This window comes from Nostoc sp. KVJ3 (assembly GCF_026127265.1).
Lineage (GTDB): Bacteria > Cyanobacteriota > Cyanobacteriia > Cyanobacteriales > Nostocaceae > Nostoc.
This window is the reverse complement of sequence record NZ_WWFG01000002.1, coordinates 2,087,223-2,110,315: the sequence shown is the minus strand read 5'-3', so window position 1 is coordinate 2,110,315 and position 23,093 is coordinate 2,087,223. Positions and strand designations below refer to the sequence as shown.

General features: G+C 40.6%; 16 protein-coding genes. 11 read left to right on the top strand and 5 right to left on the bottom strand.

Going from position 1 to position 23,093, the window contains the following annotated elements; genetic code table 11:
- Positions 1-12: 12 nt before the first annotated feature.
- Complete coding sequence (locus tag GTQ43_RS25010) at positions 13-1,554, bottom strand: M16 family metallopeptidase (protein ID WP_265275406.1); 1,542 nt, start codon at positions 1,552-1,554, stop codon at positions 13-15.
- A 396-nt stretch (positions 1,555-1,950) separates the two neighbouring features.
- Between GTQ43_RS25010 and GTQ43_RS25005 the strand changes: the two genes are divergently transcribed.
- The gene (locus GTQ43_RS25005; protein WP_265275405.1) at positions 1,951-2,565 is read left to right on the top strand and encodes a TetR/AcrR family transcriptional regulator; all 615 of its coding nucleotides are present in this window, start codon (positions 1,951-1,953) and stop codon (positions 2,563-2,565) included.
- 48 nt (positions 2,566-2,613) lie between these two features.
- Here GTQ43_RS25005 and GTQ43_RS25000 read toward each other — a convergent pair whose 3' ends face one another.
- Positions 2,614-3,054 (bottom strand): DUF4332 domain-containing protein, encoded by a 441-nt coding sequence (locus tag GTQ43_RS25000; RefSeq protein WP_265275404.1) that lies wholly within the window; start codon positions 3,052-3,054, stop codon positions 2,614-2,616.
- A gap of 437 nt (positions 3,055-3,491) precedes the next feature.
- Here GTQ43_RS25000 and GTQ43_RS24995 point away from each other — a divergent pair, with 437 nt between their 5' ends.
- The 4 genes from GTQ43_RS24995 to GTQ43_RS24980 are packed head-to-tail and all read left to right on the top strand — an operon-like array spanning position 3,492 to position 8,107.
- A complete protein-coding gene (locus GTQ43_RS24995; protein ID WP_265275403.1) occupies positions 3,492-4,613 on the top strand; it encodes a sensor histidine kinase in 1,122 nt (373 codons plus the stop codon).
- Between the two features lie 21 nt (positions 4,614-4,634).
- Positions 4,635-5,315 (top strand): response regulator, encoded by a 681-nt coding sequence (locus GTQ43_RS24990; RefSeq protein ID WP_265275402.1) that lies wholly within the window; start codon positions 4,635-4,637, stop codon positions 5,313-5,315.
- Positions 5,316-5,349: 34 nt separating this feature from the next.
- A complete protein-coding gene (locus tag GTQ43_RS24985; RefSeq protein WP_265275401.1) occupies positions 5,350-7,488 on the top strand; it encodes a substrate-binding domain-containing protein in 2,139 nt (712 codons plus the stop codon).
- Positions 7,466-8,107 carry an FHA domain-containing protein gene (locus GTQ43_RS24980; protein WP_265275400.1) on the top strand — a complete coding sequence of 214 codons (642 nt, stop codon included), beginning with the start codon at positions 7,466-7,468 and terminating at the stop codon, positions 8,105-8,107. The genes GTQ43_RS24985 and GTQ43_RS24980 overlap by 23 nt, the downstream gene beginning before the upstream one ends.
- A 287-nt stretch (positions 8,108-8,394) precedes the next feature.
- Here GTQ43_RS24980 and GTQ43_RS24975 read toward each other — a convergent pair whose 3' ends face one another.
- Together GTQ43_RS24975 and GTQ43_RS24970 are read right to left on the bottom strand one after the other, a co-directional pair.
- Entirely contained in the window at positions 8,395-10,611 is a 2,217-nt protein-coding gene (locus tag GTQ43_RS24975) for a DUF4157 domain-containing protein (RefSeq protein ID WP_265275399.1), read from the bottom strand.
- A gap of 132 nt (positions 10,612-10,743) precedes the next feature.
- The gene (locus GTQ43_RS24970) at positions 10,744-12,015 is read right to left on the bottom strand and encodes an MFS transporter (RefSeq protein ID WP_265275398.1); all 1,272 of its coding nucleotides are present in this window, start codon (positions 12,013-12,015) and stop codon (positions 10,744-10,746) included.
- A 922-nt stretch (positions 12,016-12,937) separates the two neighbouring features.
- On the opposite strand from GTQ43_RS24970, the gene GTQ43_RS24965 reads away from it, so the two are divergent.
- The 6 genes from GTQ43_RS24965 to GTQ43_RS24940 all read left to right on the top strand — a co-directional run bounded on the left by GTQ43_RS24965 (position 12,938) and on the right by GTQ43_RS24940 (position 21,877).
- Positions 12,938-13,795: a TauD/TfdA dioxygenase family protein gene (locus tag GTQ43_RS24965; protein WP_265275397.1), complete on the top strand. Its 858-nt coding sequence runs from the start codon at positions 12,938-12,940 to the stop codon at positions 13,793-13,795.
- An 18-nt stretch (positions 13,796-13,813) separates the two neighbouring features.
- Positions 13,814-14,401: an FcoT family thioesterase gene (locus GTQ43_RS24960; RefSeq protein ID WP_265275396.1), complete on the top strand. Its 588-nt coding sequence runs from the start codon at positions 13,814-13,816 to the stop codon at positions 14,399-14,401.
- Positions 14,402-14,413: 12 nt separating this feature from the next.
- The gene (locus GTQ43_RS24955) at positions 14,414-14,806 is read left to right on the top strand and encodes an acyl carrier protein (RefSeq protein WP_265275395.1); all 393 of its coding nucleotides are present in this window, start codon (positions 14,414-14,416) and stop codon (positions 14,804-14,806) included.
- Complete coding sequence (locus GTQ43_RS24950) at positions 14,803-19,065, top strand: amino acid adenylation domain-containing protein (RefSeq protein WP_265275394.1); 4,263 nt, start codon at positions 14,803-14,805, stop codon at positions 19,063-19,065. The genes GTQ43_RS24955 and GTQ43_RS24950 overlap by 4 nt, the downstream gene beginning before the upstream one ends.
- Positions 19,066-19,219: 154 nt before the next feature.
- A complete protein-coding gene (locus GTQ43_RS24945; protein ID WP_265275393.1) occupies positions 19,220-20,818 on the top strand; it encodes a long-chain-fatty-acid--CoA ligase in 1,599 nt (532 codons plus the stop codon).
- Between the two features lie 93 nt (positions 20,819-20,911).
- Positions 20,912-21,877 (top strand): aldo/keto reductase, encoded by a 966-nt coding sequence (locus GTQ43_RS24940; RefSeq protein WP_265275392.1) that lies wholly within the window; start codon positions 20,912-20,914, stop codon positions 21,875-21,877.
- Between the two features lie 714 nt (positions 21,878-22,591).
- On the opposite strand, the gene GTQ43_RS24935 is transcribed toward GTQ43_RS24940, so the two are convergent.
- The gene (locus tag GTQ43_RS24935) at positions 22,592-22,852 is read right to left on the bottom strand and encodes a hypothetical protein (RefSeq protein WP_265275391.1); all 261 of its coding nucleotides are present in this window, start codon (positions 22,850-22,852) and stop codon (positions 22,592-22,594) included.
- Between the last annotated feature and the right edge of the window lie 241 nt (positions 22,853-23,093).

The window sequence follows — 23,093 nt, the reverse complement described above, 5'->3', positions numbered from 1 at the left end:
GGTTCGTTTCTCTTATCCTTCCTTCGACAACAACTTCCCAATCGTGCGATTCCCCGGCGTAAAAGTCTCCTTCGCCACTCGCACAATATCAGCCGTCGTCACCGCCGAAATATCATCCAACTGCTTAAACAAATTCCGCCAAGAGCCAGTTTTTACCTCATATTCCAACAATTGTTGAGCCATCCCCATATTTGAATTCAGGGTACGCAACAAACCCGCCCGTGCTTGGGTTTTCACCCGTTCCAAATCAACCGCCGCTACAGGTTCAGTTTTTAATTTGTCAATCTCTTGGCGCAAAGCCACCGCCACTTCATCAACTGTATGACCAGGAGCCGTGAGAGCATAGAAAAAGATTAAGTTTGGATACTTATCTCCAGGAAATCCACTGTAACCTTGAGCGCTTAGTGCCAAACGCTGCTTTTCTACCAAAGACTTATATAACCGCGACGTGCGTCCATCACTTAATAAACTGCCAATGATTTCATAGACTGCATTATCTGGATGAGTAATTGCCGGACGATGATAACCTTCTAAATACCAGGGTTGAGAAGCTAGCTGTAAAGTAACTTCCCGTGTTTGTTTTTGTGGTGGTTCCACCGGGATTTGTTCAACAGCTTTGGTTTTTGCTTGATAGCGGCCAAAATAAATTTGCGCTAGTTTTTTCACCTGAGTCGCGTTAACATCTCCGACAATAGCGATCGCTAAATTACTTGGTACATAGTGAGTATCAAAAAAATTCTGCACATCATCCGGTGTCAGATTGCGAATATCTTGGTCATAACCAATCACTGGACGCTTGTAGGGATGCACTTTATAAGCAGTACCGATAAATTTTTCTAGCATCAGTCCAATGGGTGAATTCTCCACCCGCATCCGTCGTTCTTCTAAAATTACATCTTTCTCTTTATAAAACTCACGACTAATTACCGGATCGAGAAATCGTTCCGACTCCAACGACATCCAGAGTTCCAGCTTATTAGCAGGAAAACTGTAAAAATAACGGGTGGCTTCGGTTGAAGTATTGGCATTTAAACCCACACCTCCGGCTTGTTCGACAATTTGCCCTAGTTCATTTTGCTTGACAAGCTTACCTGCTTGTGATTCTACTTGTTTAAACTCAGCTTCCAACCGCACAGCTTCGTCTTTTTTGCCATCGGCTTTTGCTGTTTTAATTTGAGTATCTAACTGCTGCAATTTTTCTAATAGAGGTTTTTCGGCTTTGTAATTTTGTGTACCAATGCGCGTTGTACCTTTAAACGCCAAATGTTCTAAAAAGTGAGCTACACCAGTTTTACCATCTGACTCATCCACCCCACCGACATCCGCATAAGTAAGAAAAGAAACCACAGGCGCTTCATGTCGTTCCAAAACAATGAATTTTAAACCATTGTCGAGGCGAAACTCCGTTAATTGTTTAATGACTCGATCCAGATAAGGTTGGATCGAACTTTGAACTGATGGAGTTTGAGTTTTGGCTTCTTGAGGAGGTGCAGTTTGAGTTTGAGCCAAAGCAATTTCTGGTAGTAGTCCCCACCAGAAAACGATCAAAGCCAACAAAGTGGCGAACAACCGCCGTGATATGACAGATACAGAAGTTAAACATAAGAAATCCCCCAACCCCCTTAAAAAGTGGGCTTTTGAGATCCCCCCCTTTTTAAGGGGAGCCTGCGCGGTCTTGGGGTCTCCCCAAGTGGAGCGACTGGCGTGGGTTAGGGGGGATCTAAGTTTTAGGCTTTGAGTGCGTAAGTCCTGCAAAATCCCCAATCTAAAATCCAAAATTGACCGACTGATCTGGTTCATAAGCAAAAAATTAGGATAAAGTTACACTACCTGAGAAACAGGATACTTAGCAAAACGACGTTAATGTTGTATTAAGCTTGTTGAGCTTTTTGACTTGACGTTAGACAATAATGCTACAAATCGTGTTCCGCAAATATCACCATAACTTTTATGCGAGTTTTTAATTCTTCCCCACCCTCAGAGGCTCAGACGCGCACCCGGATTTTACAGGCAGCACAACGGTTGTTTGCCTCTCAGGGATTTGACGGTACTACCACCCGTGATTTAGCTCAGACGGCAGGTGTAGCTGAAGGCACGTTATTTCGTCATTTTCCCAATAAAAAAGCAATTTTGGTAGAAGTAGCGACGAATGGCTGGGTAGAAATTTTAACCGATTTGCTAACAGAATTAAGTGAAATGGGCAGCTATAAAGCGGTGGCTCAAGTGATGCGTCGCCGGATGTGGAACTTTCAAAAAAATGCTGATTTAATGCGCGTTTGTTTTATGGAAGTGCAGTTTCACCCCGATTTACGCGATCGCATCCAATTAGAAGTCATTACCAAAATGACCGATGTCGGTGAAGCATTCTTTCAAACAGCGATGGATAAAGGCATTTATCGCCAAACGGACGCAAAGCTAGTTGCTAAAGTTTTCTTGGGAATGTTTGCGATCGCAGGTTTTTCTAACAACACCCTAATCGAACCTGACGCTTCCCCCCAACAAATGCAAGAAATGGCTGAAGGACTCGCTGATATCTTTCTTAATGGTGTCTTGGTTAAAGAGTGAGGAGTGAGGAGTTAGGAGTTATGAATTTTAACTCCTAACTTTTAACTCCTAACTGATGATTGCTTGCGCTTGCTGACTCCACTGTTGTACTAACTCAATCGCTGGACACAAATCTCGTCGCTGCATTGTTGCTACTTGCAAGCGCATAATTTGTTGGTGCAATTTGTGAGTGGGAGTCTGTGCCAACTGTGTTACAGAACCAATACCTGCATGTAGTAATAAACCACAATATTGCACGCCTACGCTGGGAATACGCGCCAAGTCAGCTAAAGCCATCCATTTATTTACATACTGAAGATGAATTTGTAATTTATTTGCTAACGCCAGCCGTGCCTCTAGGGTCTTGCTTTGTTTCACTAGCGCTACTGTGGTACTAATTCCACAATTTTGCAGTTGTAATTGTTCCTCATGGCTCAGTCCAGGTAATTGCTCGATTGGCCAGTCGCGAGATGCAATCAAATTTCGATTTTTTGTATTTTTAGCAGACATTTTAAAACTAAATATAGACTTGTTCGCTTACATATACAGCAATCCTAAATCATTCGCGAACAACTAGTACCGCAGGGCGGAATTAAAAATTAAAAATTAAAAATTAAAAACGAATACAGCATGAGGGTTTCATTGATTTGGAATGGGTGGTTTATTTCCGCCGCACTGTACTAGACACCTTACTTCTTATTTGATCCTGTTCCTATTAATTACTCACAAGCTTAAGTACACTGGAACTACATAGCAAGCTTTAAAATCAGTATGCGTATTACTAAATGAGTTACAAAGTGTGTGACAAATAGCGATAACTTAATAATTCTTTGTATAAATTATTCAACAAGATAACTTAACAAAAAAATAAGCATTTCTGAGACTGCATAATTTTATACTAATCAGCAGAAGAGTAAAATATTTAGTTGCAAAAAGCGAGTGAAGCTATGACACTAGGCTTTTCTGTACAAAAACTAGAGAATGGCTCGAATTATTTGAATTCCTCAGATATTCAGAGCTATTGTCAGCTAGAGTCTGAGCAGTTAACTAGTCAATATCCAATTTTTTGCGCTCGGATTGTCTATCATGATTGCTTACTGAAAAATCATCAGGAAGTTATAAATTATGGTCAAGACCAAGCTCCTTTTACCCAAAAAACTTTAGCTTATTTGCGCTCAGAAGCATGGCTGACAGATTTTCCGCCTGTTTTTACTTTACATGAATTTAAACTTCAGGGTTTTTCATCCATTTCTTATATTTGCCCCATAGGATATAGAAATCAAAAACCTGAATACATTCAAATTATCACTCATAAACCTCTGTCAGAGAGTTTGCAGTTATATGTAAAACGCTCTGCTATGGTCTTGAGTAAGTATGTATATATTTACTTAGACTATCGAAGACAAAAAACTGAAATTCAACTTCTAGAAGATATTCTGCATCGAATCGGTCATCAATTGCGTCACTCTCTAGGGCTTATAGGATTGTATGCACATAACTTATGCTTAGGGTTAGACAATAGTCCTTGGCAAGAGCAAGCAAAAATTATCAGTGAAAGCATACAAGATTTAGATATTAATTTAAATGAGCTTATTGATTGTGGACAAAGTGCAAAATTAAGGGTAACACTTCAAGATTTAAGAAGTTTGATAGTTGAAAGTATCACGAATTTACAACCTCTGATTAATCAGAAAAAACTTAAAATATCGATTCCCGATACATCAACAATACTGAAGATAGACCGATTACAAATGAAACAGGTATTCGACAATATCCTCAGTAATGCTGTCTATTTCAGTCCGAATTCAGGAACTATTACCTGTAGTTGGCAAATTTTTCAAGATGAAGTTTTAATTAAAATCTCAGATCAAGGGCCAGGATTATCTCAAGAGGATTTACAAAAAGTATTTACCCCATTTTATTCCCGGCGTAAAGGAGGCACAGGACTGGGTTTAACGATTGCTAAGAAAATTATTTTGGATCATCAAGGCAGTATTTGGGCGCAAGTTTTATCAGAAAATGGAGCGCAGTTTTCTGTAATATTACCTCGACCAAGGAGCGGCAATTAATTCGTAATTTGTAATAAAAATATGACTAATGATAATCAGAAGCTTTCGGTTTTATTGGTAGATGATGAAGAAAGGTTCCGGCAAGGGTTACGGACTCTCCTAAATTTCTATAGTATTAATTCTGCGTTACCTGTAGAAGTTATGGGTGATGCAGATTCTGTGGAGCAGGTTTTAAAGTTTACAACCCAGAAGTGTCCAGATTTAATTTTGCTGGATATGCAATTGAAGGGATGCGATGGGATTACAGTTTTAGCACGTCTTAAAGAAACTGCTTACACTGGAAAGGTTTTAGTATTGTCGGCTCATCAAGAAGACGACTGGATTTTTAGAGCAATGCAAGCGGGAGCCGCAGGTTATGTGTTTAAAAATCGTTTAGCAACCCAATTGTGTGAGGCGATTGACACTGTTATAAGATCGGAAATTTATCTACCTTCAGAAGTTGCTAGTCGATTTTTCCGGTTTTTTCAGGCTTACTCAGATTCTTGTTTAAAAGCATGTCATGAAGTGCATTTAACCGAAAGAGAGCAAGAAGTTTTATACTGGTTAGCTCAAGGTGCTTCTAATGAAGAAATCGCTAAACATTTATATGTAACAGTTGCTACTGTTAAGGCGCATCTCACAAGTATTTTTGAAAAATTGAAGGTTACTAGCCGGACTCAAGCTATTGTGGCTGCTCTCAAGTTAGGATTAGTTCACGCTTGATAGCATTTTGAATTTTGAATTTTGAATTGGTTATATGCCTTCATTTGAATCTTTTTATCCAGAATACCCCTGTTCATACAATTCTCCCTTAAGTTGCGATCGCCCCTTCCAAACGGCGCAGCAAATTAAAGGGGCTAAGTTTTGCTTGGAATGCGGTTTTCCAGCAACTTTACCGCAGGAAGCTGAGATTAAAGGGAATCAGGGAACTTATCAAATAGTTAGTTTTATCGGTGTGCGGGGTTTAGGGCGCTTATACTCAGGTATTCAACTTAAAGACAAACAACCTGTCATCATCAAAGAATACCTCCTACCCAATCGTTCTTTTAATGAAAGCGAGACTCAAAAGCGCAAAGAGACTTTCAAGCGGGTGGGTGGGGTAAGTTTAGCCGATAGTCGAATTCAAAACTTCCGTCTTGTGGAAACGAAAGAAGCGATCGCAGATCAAAAAGGAGAACGCTGCTATCTTATCATTCAAGGCATAGAGTCATCCCAAACTTTAGGCAAATATCTCATAGAGAAGGGGGCAATGACATCTGCCGATGTCCGTGAGGTACTAAATCAAGGTTTACAAACTCTCCAGTTTCTCCACACCCAAAAGCTGCGTTTTCCCTCAAATCAAACACAACTAGGTATAACTCACGGCAACATTAGTTTAGATAGTACTTTAATTAAATTAGAAAATAATCAAAAGTTCTCTATATATTTTGGTGATTTAGCCATCTGGGAAAACTTATTTATTCCACCGATTACTCCTCAACCCGCGCCCGCCAGACCTGAGCAAGATTTAGAATCATTAGGATTGCTAGCCTTTTATTTATGGGTAGGACGAACAACTAATTTTTCATCCAACCAGCCTCTTGACCCTAGAGATAATCAACAATGGCCAGATAACGATAGTCATTTAAAGCAGTTTATTTATCGCCTAATTGGGCTAGAAACTCCTTTCGAGAATGCTGAAACGGCTCGTCAAGCACTCCTGCAACTTCCCAAAGAAGATCGTAGCAGTAGTTCAGTGCGATCGTCATCAGGCTCTCAAGTAATAGAAAAGCGTTTACCAATGCCCTTAATTCTACTACTAGGAATCCTGACTTTCTTACTACTTGGCGGGGGAATTTGGTATTTTCTTTTGGGTAAGAAAATAGATGAACCTAATAAATGTGGAGAATGGTGCGGACTTGTGCGGAATTTCTCTGAAGTTCCCAACGTTCCTACGGGACAATTTACTTACACCGGAGAAAAAGACAGTACATGGAGCTATGTTTTAACCCAATCGGTAGACAACAGTCGTTTAGGAGATTTATTGACCAGACCAAAGTTAGATGCAACAGCAACATATAACTATGAATCTGTTTTGTCATCTAATGTAAATAATCCAATTAAAAGTATAGAAGAAGTCCAAACAAACAAAAAAGATTTTGCAATTACTAGCTTGGTAGACCAGATTACAGATAAACTTGCTAAAAAACCAATTGCTTATGATGGGTTACTTGTTTTTGTAGCATTTAACAAAAGAGATTCAAATCTTGCTAATGCTCTTGGGGGGCAAATAAGTCTTGAGCAATTGCGTCAAATTTACACAGGTAAAATTACCAATTGGCAGCAAATTAATCCCAAACTTCCAAATCTAGCGGTAAAACCTTTTGCCCCAACTGAACCGGAAGCAATCAGTAAATTTCAAGAAATAGTTCTCAAAAATGCCCCTCAAGACGAAGCTTTATTTGCAGCCAATGTTACTAAACTGGATACAACAAAAACCCAAAATCAGATCCGCAGCGAGACTTTAGAGGGGCGAACCACTGGTATTATCAGTTTTGGGATTATCAGTAAAACTTCGAGTCAGTGTACTGGTTATCCGCTAGCGATCGCCGATGGCAAAAAATCAGCGATTCAACCTCTGTTTCAACGGCGCGATCGTCGCTCAATAAATCCCTCAGATGACTTGTGTCAACATGATGATTATTATGTTGATGTCACAACATTCCAAAGCTACCCCTTGGGATACCCTATTTTTGTAGTGTACCCTAAAGACAGCAGCCGCCTGCCCGGTGGTTCTACATTTGCCCAGATGCTAACCACTCGTCAGGGTCAGTGTTTACTTAATAAAGTAGGTCTTGTAGCTTTACAACCTATGCCTGATGATATAAATTCCTATGCCTGCAAATCGGTGCCCTAATCCCAGTTGCGAATATTTTAACCGCGCCCTGCCTAACAATGCTAAGGTTTGTCCCTGGTGTTCCACTCCTGTAGGTAATGTAGTTGCACCTACACCACAACCACCTACTCAATCACAGCCCAGTCAACAACAACCTAGTCAACCACCACCTGTTCAGTATCAGCGACCGCCAGAGCAACCTAACTACCAAACTCCCCAACAAGCCCCCGTTGATTATTCAACAGTTTATCAGCCACGGGTTGCTTATCAACCAACACCCCCAGTTTATACCCCACCGCCTCAAAGAGCGCCAGCTTTAAAGCTGATTCATACCACCGGTAGAGAATTTCACCTCGTTGGCGAGGGAGGTTATATTGGTCGCCGCAGTCAGAGTCCAGGAATAGCGCCGCCAGAAATTGACTTGACGGGTATCCCCAGCGAGGGAATAGTCTCTCGTCGTCATGCGCGAGTCGATTGGGACTGGTCGCAAAATGCATACATGATTGTTGATATGAGTACAAATGGTATTTATTTAAACAATAATCCTCTAACTCCTGGTATGCAATATCGCTTGCTTAATGGCGATTCATTGCGATTTGGTCAGGATAATCTAGTTAATTTTACGGTGTATATCGTGTAGCTAAATTGTTAGTTAATACACCAGGTTTCTTAAAAGCTGTCAAATTTCATGGGGTAGTTAGTGGGTTATCAACTACCCTGAAATTTCGGCTAGCGATCGCTTCCTTTAGCTCAATAAAACTTTTAAGATGATTGATAGCTAGGATTTACGCATTCAATATATCCTTCAATTGGATGATAGTCTGAATGGTTCGGGCGATCGCACTTATCAAGCAATTCACCCAAAGTCTAAATTTTCGGGACATTTATTTTATGGTGTCAAGCGTTTACACTATGTGAAACATAAGATTATTCTTGGTAAGGAGCAGTATATAAGCTTGGAAGAACGTTGACTATCTCATAATCTTCAATTGGTAAGCCATCCTTTGCTTTGGGGATCTCCTTCAATCCTGTGCTTAAGTCAATATAAGATGCGCTACATTTGATCCCATAAGGAACTTTTTCATCCTCCAATTGCCAGAGTTCGGCATTGTTCTTCAAAATCGGAATCAAAGTACTAGGTAGAATATTGTTTCCCTTGCCCACAGATGTAATTAGTTGTTGAGCAATTCCACCTTGAAACCGAACATCTTTAGCTATAACTCTATCTCTAATCTCATTAGTATTCTCTGTTGGATTTGTTTTTGCTGCTGTTTCAAATTCTAAGGCAAAATCTTTGACAATCTGCGTTTGTAGTCTTGCAGGACGAAGACTCGGTACGAGTGATTCTACCTTGTATTTTATCGACCCTACTTGTGAAGGTTTTTCGACAAGTTCTTTGATTTTGCTCTCTACTTGTTTTTCGTGAATACCATTTGCGTCATTACTTCCAGTTTTATTTTTTTTCAATTTCTCCGCAGTTAAGGGGACTAGATTAAAGTATGTACCACTACCTCCTAAATGATCGTTTAATAAATGCCCTTTAATATATAAAGCCGAGCCGCTGCTATTCTTTCTCTTACTTAAATTTTCAGCCCCATAAAAATAACCATTCACTGTATTACTAGTATTCGAGCCTTCTGCCAAATTAACTTTTCCAGGAATTATAACAGTCTTCATTGAACGCCCTTCTTTATCTTGGCGCTCAAACCATTTAGTCTTTTCTTTTGCAACTTTCAGGCTCTCTAATAAGGTATAATATTCGTGTGCAACTTCAAATATTAAGTTATCAGCATGGATTTTTCCGCTTTTCTTTTTATAAGGAGCATATCTAGTTGAAGTAGTGGTCATAGAATTATCATCATCAAGCAACTTAGCAAGGTTTATTGCTTCATCTTTGTCACTTTGCTGTGTTGGGGTTAATACCAACGGTGCTGTTAACTGATTGACTCTTTTCTCATAATTTCGATTATGAGGCATCGTTTTTTTCCATTTTCCACACTGCACTATAGGCTGAGAGGAAGTTTTCTTTATAGATAATCTTTCAGTCTGCCTAGTCGGTTTTGAACTATCCAGTCTTTGCTGCACCAGATGAGTCAACTCATTTGACCCCCCACTCTGCTGCACCACATGGGTCAACTCATGGGCTAACAACTCCTGACCGCCCCGACTCCCAGGATTATATTCCCCTTGGCGAAAGAACACATCCTGTCCCGTAGTGAAAGCCCGCGCCTGAATTGACTGATTCAACTGGTCAGATTGACCATCTGTGTGAACCTTCACCCGACTGAAATCAGCGCCAAACGCCACCTCCATTGGTTTGCGGATGTTGTCTGCGATCGCCTCTCCACCACCCCTTGCTTTGTTAATAGAGCCTTCCAGGTCAGGCGCAGCAGTCATTCCAGCCTCAGCCTGACGCTGCACCATCGGTTTCATTTGCAATTCTTCCTCTTCCTCTGGCAAGGCTTCTCGTTGCAGTGTGCTACTGTCCAGAGATTTCATCTGTAATTCTTCCTCTTCCTCTGGCAATGCTTCTCGTTGCAGTGTGCTACTGTCCAGAGATTTCATCTGCAATTCTTCCTCTTCCTCTGGCAATGCTTCTCGTTGCAGCGTGCTACTGTCCAGAGATTTCATTTGTAATTCTTCCTCTTCCTCTGGCAAGGCTTCTCGTTGCAGCGTGCTACTGTCCAGAGATTTCATCTGTAATTCTTCCTCTTCCTCTGGCAATGCTTCTCGTTGCAGTGTGCTACTGTCCAGAGATTTCATCTGCAATTCTTCCTCTTCCTCTGGCAATGTTTCTCGTTGGATAGACTGGCTATTTACAGGTTGGGCCATTCTTTGCATTACTTGCTGTGCTACGCTATCAGCTTCCTGTTCGTAGATATCTCCAGGCTCGCTAATTGAGAGTTTTGCTTGGGAACGCAGTGGTATGCGACTGATATTGTGAGTAACTGGTTTGTGGAGTGGTTGCATTTCAGGAACTGCTTGGCGTGAAATTGCCGATGACTTCAAGCCAAATCCGAGGATCGGGTGTTTCAGGGATGGGATTGAGAAGCCTGTAGTTTGTTTCTTCTGGCTGATATGTTCTCTCATTTTCTTATCCTGATTTGCCGAGCAGTAGCTGGATGAATATTTTGCTAATAACATCTAGAGTACTGCGATCGCATTTCAAACACAAACTATTAAAAGTCTCAATCTAGGTAAGAACTCAGTTTTACTTTTGGCTACTTGTGCCCCTATGGGTGTACCTCACTTAAACGAGAACCGCTAGTAGACTAATTACTCTATACTGCGAACTGATGGATTTGCTGCCAATAAAGTATTGATTATAACTATAATTCCACCTGCCACAGAAAAAAGAATAATCAGATTTAAATCAGCTAATAAGCCAGCTAAAGCGTAAGAAAACGGAGCAATCCCAAAGGCAGAGAACATCCCTAAACTCATAACTCTTCCTAACATTTCAGAAGGAGTTTGCTTTTGAATCCAGGTAATTCCTAAAACAGTAAAAAAGCCGCTACAACAACCTAGTATCGCAATTGTGATACTAGCTAATAATATATTTGGTATAAAACCAAGCAAGAATAGACCAAAGCCTTGGATGCTAGCGAGACTCAGCATCAAAACTCCCATCCGTGGAGGATAGCGAAGAACTCCAGTCATCAGTGTCCCTAATAGCGCACCACCACCCCAAGCTGACTTCATTGTTCCTAATGCGATCGCACCTCCTGAAAAGCGACTTTGAGCCAATGATGTGATGCCAACTTCTAATGGGCCGAGGAAAAAAAGATTGATCGCCGTTATGACCAGCAAAACTGCTCTCAGTCCTGGATTATGCCAAACATAATTGAGTCCCTCCCGAATACCGGCGATTAAACTTAGACTCTTGCTCCTTAAGGAAGGTTTCGTAATAGACTTGTCATTCACAACACTTTCCTTACGGCCGCCTTTCATCAGCAAAAGTGTTGCGACTGAGAAAACGAAACTGGCAGCATCAATTGCAAATGCTTTTTCAATACCAACGGTAGCAATCAGCAAACCGCCTAATGCTGGCCCAATCAGCACAATCAGTTGAGTAGCTCCCTGACTCAAGGTGTTACTAGCTGTCAACTGCTCCTGGTTGACGAGGGTAGGGATAATTGACCTCGCGGCTGGGATGGAAAAGCCTTCTATGATTCCAAAGCTAATAGCAAATAGGTAAAGAAGCCATATCTGTGTCCCTTGGAACCAAACCAGTATCGTCAGTAAAGCTGTCAGTAGCGCACATAAAGTATGGGAAACAAGCATGAGTAACCGGGGTGAGATGCGATCGCTAACGACACCACCAAGCAACATTAAAATAGCACGCGGAACTGCTGCTGCCATTAGCACCGCACCCAAGCTGACAGGAGAATGAGTCAACTGGATAGTCAACCAAGGCAATGCCACTAAGAAAAATTGATCTCCTAAAAGTGAAACACTTTCACCAATAAACAATAGCAGGAAGTCGCGTACAGTCAACGGCTGCCAAAGAGGTAATTTATCCTTGCTTGAAACTGTTGATTTTCCCATTATTTAAGGAACGAACCACGAAGGACGTAAGAACGCAAAGGAAGAGAAAAATTGATTCATGCCTCAAAATTTTATTGGCAGACTACTACTTTATAGGTATTAGTCGTAATGAGTTATTGACACACACAAACATCAAGTCTATTAGTCTCAACTATCAATTAGTTGGAGCAACGACTCTTGGTGTATAGCATTAATTTGTTTGGAGTTGCAGAAAAGTATTAGATATTATTTAATCAAACAGAGCTTTAAGTCAAAAGACAGCCTGTAATACTTGGCATTAATTTACAAATAAGCCATTAATCATTTATATAAGGAATAAAAACTTAATATTTTTTGTCTATTTTAAAAGGTATTAAAAATAGTTATCTATTGCTACTTGCTAAACACTATTAGTATGCTATATGCTTAACCCTTGAGTTGCAAAAAAGATGAACACTATCAATAATCACAAAAAATATGGCAAGATAGTAAGTCATTTATCTTTTCATTCCTCTAAGAGTACTCCAAGTAAAAAATGCCCAATTGTCATCGTGAGCGTTCGCAACGGCGGGTTTTAGATCATTTATTTTTTGGAACACTCTAAACAACCATTCTTACAACTAAATAATTTTGGTAATGGACAGCTAAATTTATCTGTGTAAAATTTATTATTTTGTAATAGATGTAATCACAGGTTTTTAACCGACGGAAGCGGGTTTTGTCTGTATAGCCTTGACTTCTAGTGGCCAAGGCTAGTAATAAATTAGATAGAACTTACGCAAAAACTCTCTGGAACTCTTATTTATTTGTGTCCTTTGCGTCCTTTGCGGTTCGTTTTTTCATGATTTTACGTAAGTCCTATTAGACTATTTTCATAATTCTCTAAAAGCACCAAATCTCATTAATTAATAACTTGAAAAATTCCAATACAATAATGAATATCATGAAAATCAATCAACCAGTTTCAGAAAAAATTGGAGCGGAAATTTTAGAGATAGATGTAGCTTTGATTAGCGAAGCAGAAGTTAATATCATTAAAAAACTTGTATACGACCATAAAATAGTAGTTTTTAGAGGACAAAATATTAGTGATTACCAATATATAGAATTTGCTAAAAAAATTGGTACGCCACAAATATACCCTCAAGAAAATTATCATCACCCGGACTATCCTGAAATTTTTGTATCTTCCAATGTCTCAAAAGATGGGAAAAAATTTGGCGTTGCAGGAACAGGTCGATACTGGCATACTGATTGTGCATTTCTTGATCAACCGTTGCCACTTACCATGTTGTACCCAAAGGTGCTGCCAAATTCGGTTAGAGAAACCTACTATATCGATATGCAGCAAGTTTATAAAAAGTTAGCTCCAAATTTAAGAAGCTACATTGATGGAAAATACATGGTACATGAAGCGAAATGGCGTTATAAAGTGCAAGAGTGGGATATAGACAAAGCCATCATAGATATTTTGAATGACTTTGAAAAGAAATTTCCATCTGTTAAACATCCGGCTGTGATTATGCACCCAGCGACTCATGAAAAAATCTTGTATATGAGCCAAGGTTTTACTACTGGTATCAAAGGTCTTGATTATGAAACAAGTCAAGAACTTTTACAAGAATTATTTTCATTTATTGAGTGTGATGAGCATATTCATACGCACATCTGGAAAGAAGGCGACATTCTTTTATGGGATAACAGAACACTTAATCACAAAGCATCTTCAGTACCAAAAGGTGAGAAAAGTGTAAGCTATCGCATAGGTATTTATGACGGCTTACCATTTTATGTTTCCTAATTTATTGACAGGATAGTTATGAATATAAATCCCAAAGTTAGCAAGACAGATGACGTAAGCCAAGTTTTATTAGATGTGTTCTTGGAACCATATAAAGATGATTGCAAATATTTGAGAAAGGCACAGTTTAAATGTCCTGAATTAGTTGGTGAATCAAGCAGCGATCGTCAAGGATTATGGTTGGTAACAGGTGACTTTTCTATTCCAGAATCTTGCTACATTGCAGCCACCGGGCACTTTAATTCGGTAGAATTCAACATTTGTTACAACCAGTTATTCTATATCATGGTTGCTTATTTAATTGAAAATAATTTGTTAGAAGTGATGAGAGACTGGGATTTAGAAACCTATAAGCGGCGACAACTTAGTAATTTTCTGATTGTTAAGTTTTCTAGTACCTTTAGAAAACCAATAAATTCTAATCATTTTCAAGGAAGTCTATCAATCAATAAATATTCTGTCCGTGGGAATTTAATTATCTTGAAGACTTCATGTGCCTTTTATGAAAAAAATGGAGGCTGGTCTGAAGGTGATGTAACCATCGCTGTATTAAACAGTGAACCGCAAGAAACCCTTGATGAGAATCATCAATCTATAAGCGCATAGGTTTTTATTTAGATGCTACTAAATAATGATAATATTTTGTGTTTGAGTACGAGCGATCGCCAAGCAGTCTTAATCGCTTATCTTCAAGAACACATCGCCAAAGCCATTGGGATAAATGCATCCCAACTAGACGTACAGCAACCTCTTAATCATCTGGGACTCGATTCTTTGATAGCTGTTAAACTGAGAAATAGACTGAGAAGCGACTTGGAAGTAGATGTACCTGCGGTCAAATTCATGAAAGATTCTACTGTTGCTAGTTTGGCAACAATAGTAATTGAACAGCTAATAAATGGAAATAGTGAATCTGTATCTCCTGAGCAATTGCCAATTCTCAGCCAAGATGAGCCAAAATTAGCCCCAATCAAAATAAATGATGGGGAGTGGCTAGAAGGTGAAATATGAATATAGCTGAGTTTCTCAAAGACCTTTTGCAACAAAATGTAGAATTGTTTCTCGATGGAGAACGTCTGCGTTATCGTGGGCCAAAAGAGGTATTAAATATCCCACTGCTGAATAAAATTAAGCAGCATAAAACAGAAATATTACAATTACTCAATCAAGGGTTTCACACCCCAAAATCTTATCCCCTTTCTTACGGGCAGCAAGGGCTGTGGTTCATGTACCAATTTGCCCCAAAAAGCGGGGCTTATAACATTGCGTTTACAGTCCGCATCCGCTCCAGATTAAATATTTTAGCCTTACAACGTGCTTGCCAGCAGTTAGTAATTCGCCATCCAACGCTGCGGACTACATTTGGCGAACATAACGCTGAACCTTTTCAAAAGATTCATGAATATCAGGAAGTTTGTCTTGAAGAAACTGACGCTGCAACATGGAACTGGGAAGAACTAACTAAAAAAGTAATTGAGGCTTATCAGCATCCTTTTGATTTGGAACGAGGGCCTGTATTGCGCTTGTGTTTGTTTACTCGCTCTGCCCAAGATTATATTTTTTTACTGGCAATACACCATATTGCTGTTGATGGCTTCTCATTTGGTATTCTTTTAGATGAGTTGCGTTTACTCTACCAAATAGAAAATACTGGTGAAGTCGTGTCTTTACTTCCCAATAAGTGGCAGTATAAAGACTTCGTACAATGGCAGCAGAAAATGCTGGCAAGTCCTATAGGAGAACATCTTTGGTCTTACTGGCAGAAACAGTTGGCTGATGTGTCAGTGCTTAACTTACCTACAGATAGACCTAGAGGGCAATTTCAGAACCATCGGGGAGCTTCTTATACTTTTGAGTTAAGTAAAGAGTTGACTTATCAGCTTAAAGAGCAAGCAAAAGTTTTGGGAGCTACCCTTTATATGACTCTCCTAACAGCCTTTGCAGTGCTAATCCATCGTTACACAGGTCAGGAAGATATTATTGTCGCTTCTCCAACGGAGGGTAGGAGTCAGCCGGAATTCGCTAGGACAGTAGGTTTCTTTGTGAATATACTCGCCTTGCGAGTCAATCTTGCTGATAATCCTAGGTTTTCTGAACTTTTAACTCAAGTGCGCCATACAGTATTGGATGCGATCGCTCATCAAGATTATCCCTCACCTTTATTAGTTGAGCAATTCCAGGTAAACCATAACCTCAGCCTAACCAAAATTCTCCGCGTCTCCTTTAATCTGATGAAATTACAGGAGTTGGGAGAAGACATAGAATTATCCGTATCCACTCAAGCAAAAACCAGAGAAGATTGGGGAGGGTTATCGCTAGAGCCTTTTGTCATTCCCCAGCAAGAAGGGCAGAATGATTTAGTATTTGACATGATGGAAACCAAGGAATCACTTCTTGGTCTGTTAAGATACAACACCGATCTGTTTGACGAAACGACAATTAGCCGCATGGCGGGTCATTTCCAAACCTTGCTAGAAGCAATTATTACCAATCCAGATCAGCAAATTTGGTCATTGCCCCTACTAACCAAAACTGAGCGACACCAATTGTTAGTGGAGTGGAATAACACCCAGATAGAGTATTCCCAGCAATGTATTCATCAGTTATTTGAAGCACAAGTGGAATTGACCCCAGATGCTTTGGCAGTGGTGTTTCAAGACCAGCAACTAACTTACCAGGAATTAAATGTCCGAGCCAATCAACTAGCACACTACCTACAAACCTTAGAAGTTGGGCCGGAGGTGTTGGTGGGTATTTATGTGGAACGCTCCTTAGACATGGTTGTGGGACTTTTGGGCATTCTGAAAGCGGGTGGAGCTTATGTACCGCTAGACCCCACCTATCCCCAAGAGCGTTTGACGTTTATGTTGTCAGATGCCGATGTTTCAGTATTGTTGACTCAACAAAAGCTGGGAAGTCAATTACCGTCGCATCCAGCGCAGATAGTCTATTTGGATACTGATTGGCCAGTGAATCTGTCCCAGAGTCAAGAAAATCCGATTAGTGGAGTTAAGCCGGAGCATCTAGCTTATGTGATTTATACTTCCGGTTCTACTGGAAAACCCAAAGGAGTAATGATTGAACATCAGTCCTTAGTCAATTTCACCCAAACAGCGAAGGCTGCATACGAACTCAAACAAGACGATCGCATACTACAATTTGCTTCCATTAGTTTTGATGCAGCAGCAGAAGAAATCTATCCCTGCTTAAGTTGTGGTGGTACGCTAGTGCTGCGGACTCAAGAAATGTTGAGTTCTGTACCTGATTTTGTGCAAGCTTGTCGGGATTGGCAATTGACAGTTTTAGACTTACCTACAGCATACTGGCATCAGTTAGTCTCGGAATTAGCGATCGCTAATTTTTCTTTCCCAGAGTCATTACGGTTGGTGATTATTGGAGGAGAGCGAGTGTTACCGCAGCAAGTAGTAATGTGGCAGCAGTATGTCGGTTCTTTGCCGAAGCTAATAAACACATACGGCCCCACTGAAGCAACTGTAGTCACTACACTCTGTCAATTATCCGATTCAACATCAATAAAACTTGAGAGAAAAAACGTACCAATTGGCAATCCCATTTCTCATGCTCAAGTGTACATATTGGATAATTATCTACAACCGACTCCCATAGGTGTTTCTGGAGAACTGTATATAGGTGGTGCTGGTGTTGCTAGAGGCTACCTCAACCACCCAGATTTGACCAAGCAAAAATTCATCCCTAACCCATTAGCAATTACCAAGGGAAGAGAGAAATCGGGGGTTAAAGGAGAGCTAAAACGTCTGTATAAAACTGGAGACTTAGCCCGCTACCTCCCGGATGGTAACATCGAGTTTCTTGGTCGAATTGATCGTCAAGTAAAGATTCGCGGCTTCCGCATCGAATTGGGGGAAATTGAAGCTGTATTAAACCAACACCCAGCCGTCAGTACTGGCATAGTTATAGTCCAGGAAAATGTGCCAGGAGAAAAGGATCTCGTAGCTTATATAGTTTTGAAGCAAAAAGAGGCTGTTGTTGTTAGGGAATTGCGCGGTTTTCTGAAAGAAAAACTGCCGGGGTACATGGTTCCCTCTGCCTTCGTAACGCTAGAGTCCTTCCCGCTAACACCTAACGGTAAGGTGGATCTTCAAGTGCTTCCCGCACGCGATCGCACTAGACTGGAGTTAGAAAAAACTTTTGAACTACCTGCAAATCCTGTTGAAGAACTACTGGTAACAATTTGGGCTAAAATCTTCAAGTTTAAGCAGATTAGCATTCAAGACAATTTTTTTGAGTTGGGCGGACATTCCTTATTAGCTGCTCAACTAATGTCGAAAATTAATCAAAAATTTAGCAGAAATATCCCTCTGAGCGTACTTTTCCAGTATCCCACCGTGGCAGGGTTAGCAAATTTTCTCATAAATAATACTTCTGCTTCAGTATCACCCTCATGTTTAGTTCCAATCCAAGCTAAAGGAACTCAGCCACCACTTTTTTGTATGCACTCAGCAGGGGGACAGGTAATAGTTTATCAGCATCTAGCAGCCTGTCTTGGATCGGATCAACCTGTCTACGGTTTACAGTCCCGCGCTCTCAATGACCCGGCTGTTGAGCATCACAGCATTGATCTTATGGCTGTTGAATACGCTAACGCCATTCGCCAGCATCAGCCCAATGGCCCTTATTTTCTTGTTGGTTGGTCTATGGGAGGGGCCCTTGCTGTGAGTGTTGCGAAACAGTTAGAGCAGCAAGGCGAGAAGGTGGGTTTGGTTGGACTTTTGGATGGTTTTTTAGTTCCAGATAATGGCCCAGCTTACGAAGACCTCTTACTAGAACTCGCATTGAGAATCAGCAAAGCTTTCGCCGATGCTGTTATGACTATTAATTCTACTGAAAAACAGGCACTACGAGAGGAGCTTGTAGACTTACCTTATTTTGAAAGTCTGCGGCGGATGATGGTTTGGGGACAAGAAAAAAATTTCCTCTCAACGGAGATTTCTTTTGAGATTTTGGAAAAACAAGTGGCTCTTGACAAGATTCATGAACAACTGTTCAGAGGTTACTCTCCTCCCCCAATTCAAGCTAGCCTCTATATTTGGTGGGCTTCAGAGCGGCTTGAAAAAAGGCTAGCTCAAACAGACTGGAGTCAATACACTACGGGTAGAACCCATACAGAGATTGTTGATGGTAATCATTTCACCATCATCCACCCTCCAAACCTGAATATCCTTGCCCAACAATTACAAGAACACTTGGGGACAGTGCGATCGCTAAATTTGCATCAAAAAGAGGGTTGAAAAAGAGGCAAGGGAGCAGGGAGCAGGGAGCAGGGGAGAAGGAACAGAAAGGGGGATTCAGACCCATGTTCCGCTCCGCTCCACCGCAGGGGGAAGGGGTCATTTCCCCCCTTCCCCCTGCCTCTTCGTTGAACTGAATTTTGGAGTCATATCGATGATACATAACGATGAAATTACAACATTAGCGGATTTAGCACGTGTGCAATCACGTCAATTTCCAGATGTCAAAGCGTTGACTTTTCAGGATAGAACGCTCACTTATCTACAGCTAGATACACGGAGTAATCAAGTAGCTAATGCACTTTTAGAGCAAGGGGCGAAAACGCAATGTCTCCGAGGGGCTACGCCTATGCGAGTTGCAATATTAGCTAAAGATTCACTGGCTAGTTTTGAAATCTTATTTGCTTGTGCCAAAATCAATGCCGTCTTTGTCCCAATTAATTGGCGGTTAGCTGCTTCAGAAGTCAGCTATATTCTTACAGATGCTCATGTTGAAATTATATTTTTTGGTTCTGAATTTAATTCGTTAATTACATATATTAGGAACGAAGTCAATAGCGTTACAACTTTCATTTCCTTAGAAAAAACGGAAGAAAATTGCTTAAGTTACGATGCTTGGTATCAACAATCCAGCGATATTCAACCTAATGTTCTCGTTGAGGAAAATCATGTAGTAGTGCAAATTTACACCAGTGGTACAACTGGTCGTCCGAAGGGTGTTCAACTAGGACATTATAGTTTTTTTGCCATTGCGAAAGAAATAGTCAAGCAAAATGAAACTTGGATAAATTGGAGTCCAACAGATAAAAGCCTGTTAGTCATCCCTTTCTTTCATATTGGGGGTTTATGGTGGGCTATCCGTGGTTTAGCATCTGGAGCCGAAAATATTTTGCTGCAAGCTTTTGTGGGAATTGAGGTTTTAGAAGCTATAGAAAAATACCGCATTACTAAAACTTGTATGGTTCCTGCAATGCTTCAAGTTCTGTTGACTGAACCTAGTTGTCAACAGACGGATTTTTCATCACTTGAATACATTGTTTATGGGGGTTCTCCCATTGCAGAATTACTGTTAAAAGAAGCAATGGTGACATTTGATTGTAACTTTGTACAAATTTATGGTATGACTGAAACGGGAAATTGTGCCGTTAGTTTGCTTGCAAATGCCCATATTTCTGCAAATCTAGCTAGGCTTAAATCTGCGGGTAAACCTTTTCCTGGTGTCTCCCTCACTATTTTGAATCATCAAAGAAAAGCCTTAGCTATTGGTGAAGTAGGTGAAATCTGTATAAAATCACCTGCAAATATGATTGGTTATTGGAAATTACCAGAGGCTACGGCTAATACGCTAGTTGATGGCTGGATTCATACTGGAGATGCAGGTTACTTTGACGACGAGGGTTATCTCTATATTTGCGATCGCCTAAAAGATATGATCTGCTATGCCGGAGAAAATGTCTATCCAGCAGAGATTGAAAATATTCTATATGAATATCCAGCAATTGCTGAAGTTGCAGTTATTGGTGTTCCTGATGAAGACTGGGGAGAGAGTATTAAAGCTATTGTAGTTTTAAAACCAGGAATTAAAGCAACAGCACTAGATATCATCAACTTTGTCCGAGGTAAACTTGCTGATTTCAAGTTACCCAGGAGTGTAGAATTTGTTGCATCTTTACCAAGAACACCAAGCGGCAAATTACAAAAAGGCCAGCTAAAAGAAAAATATTGGCAAGGTTATCAACGCAAAGTTAATTAATACTATTCTTATAGAATTACTATACGCACTATGACCTATGGTTGGGTGCGTTCAGCGATCGCTATTATCCTTAATTATTAACCAATAATACTCATGGTCATTACAGAAAGACGTAAACTTGGACATTCAGGACTAGAAGTCTCACCAATATCTTTTGGTGGTAACGTTTTTGGCTGGACAATTGATGAAAATAGTTCATTTGAGATTTTAGATCACTTTATGGCGGCTGGAGGTAATTTTATTGACACAGCTGATGTCTATTCTAAGTGGGTTCCAGGAAATATTGGTGGAGAGTCTGAGACAATTTTAGGAAAATGGCTCAAGCAGCGTGGTCATCGCGACCAAGTGGTGATTGCAACTAAGGTTGGCAACGATATGGGTGTTAAAGGCAAAGGGCTTTCTCGCAAACACATCCTAGAAGCTGTTGAAGACTCATTGCAAAGGTTACAAACTGATTATATTGATTTATATCAATCGCACATCGACGATGAAACTACTCCACTTGAAGAAACTCTTGAAACCTACGGGGAATTAATTCGTCAGGGAAAAGTCCGTGCGATTGGTGCTTCAAACTATAGTGGTTCTCGTCTGCTACAGGCGTTAGAAATTAGCCGTCAGCATGGTTATCCTCGCTACGAAAGCCTTCAGCCCCGTTATAACTTGTACGATCGAGATGGTTATGAGCAGGATTTACAACAAATTTGCCAAGAACATGGAATTGGTGTAATTAGCTATTCTTCTCTGTGCAGTGGCTTTCTCTCTGGGAAATATCGCTCAGAGGAAGATTTGTCTATTAGTCTCCGTGGTAATTCTGTAAAAAGATATTTAAACCCTCGTGGTTTTGAAATTCTAAAGGCAATTGATCAAGTAGCAAAGACTTATAATTCTACTCCTACCCAAGTTTCTCTGGCGTGGCTCATTGCTAATCCGACCATTACCTCCCCTATAGTTAGTGCAACAAAGGTTGAGCAACTCAACGAGATCGTCAAAGCTGTCAATATAAAACTCGACCAAGATGCTATTGACCTTCTCAATCAAGCCAGTTCCTCAAACAGCTAGTACCGTTACCTTGGAAGTCAATAGTCAACAGTTATTCCCCCATCTCAAAAGCTTTCCTCTTTGAAAAAGGGCGGCACATTCCAATGCTTGGTTTGGGCTATTAGTTGGGGGTGGGAGCAATGCTCTAAGAGTGAGATGGGTAAGTAGGGGAGGCAGGGGAGGCAGGGGAGGCAGGAGGCAGGGGAGGCAGGAGGTAGGGGAGGTAGGGGAGGCAGGGGAGGCAGGGGAAGAGAAAGAAATAAATGTAGAAGCAATCTGTAACGGTCGTAAAAAATACTAAAAATGCCTCTTTACTCCCCCTGCTCCCCCTGCTCCCCCTGCCTAAATTGCGGTGTACACACAAGTCTAATTACCCCCTTAATCCCTCCTTAAAAAGGGGGGAAACCGGAAAATCCAGTTCCCTCCCCTTTATAAGGGGAGGGTTAGGGTGGGGTAATTCGAGGACTGGTAGTGATTCGATAACTTGTGTGTACACCGTAGCCCTGCCTAAGAGAGCCTATTTCACGAGGATCTCACTTTTTCGCGTTGCTCCTGTTGGGGGCTGCGATCGCAGCCCGCTTTTATCGCTTGTCCAAAAATTGGTAGAGTTGGTAAGACTACCCAAAAGCTTTGGTTGTATCGTCAGGAATGCCTATTTACAGAAAACGCTATGCAAATAATCAGCGTACACCACAGGAGCAACGTATTCTTTTGCACCTATTTTTATTAGGAGTATCACCCACAAAAATCATCCACTCGGATATCCCGCCAAATGTCAGAAATCTGCCAGCCAGAGTTGCCAACAGACTGGACTGGAGGATTGTCAAGGAATGGAATATAATCAGGAACTCTAGCCACTGGAATTGCTTCTGGTTGCTCATCAAGCACAGGGACTGAAGAATTGACGGTATCGGCTTGAAGATTTTGGTCTTCAGTGTGTTGGATTTCCATCATTTTCTTCAGAGTCAGCTTGTCGGATTTTTTGATGATCTTCATATCTATCTATTAAAAGTTTTCATTCACCGTTCCCCAAGGGCATTGGCTCAAAATCTGGATGACAGCAAAGTTGGGAAAAATTGGGTTGTTAATAATTGCACGAAATAAACAAGATACAGCAAATCGATGGAAAATACGAGTCCCTAACTGAGGAATTTATCAATTGGATACAAATTTCTTTTTTATGCAGATGTCACAATATTTTGCAAGACGCAATTAATCGCGTCTGTAACTTCTAAAT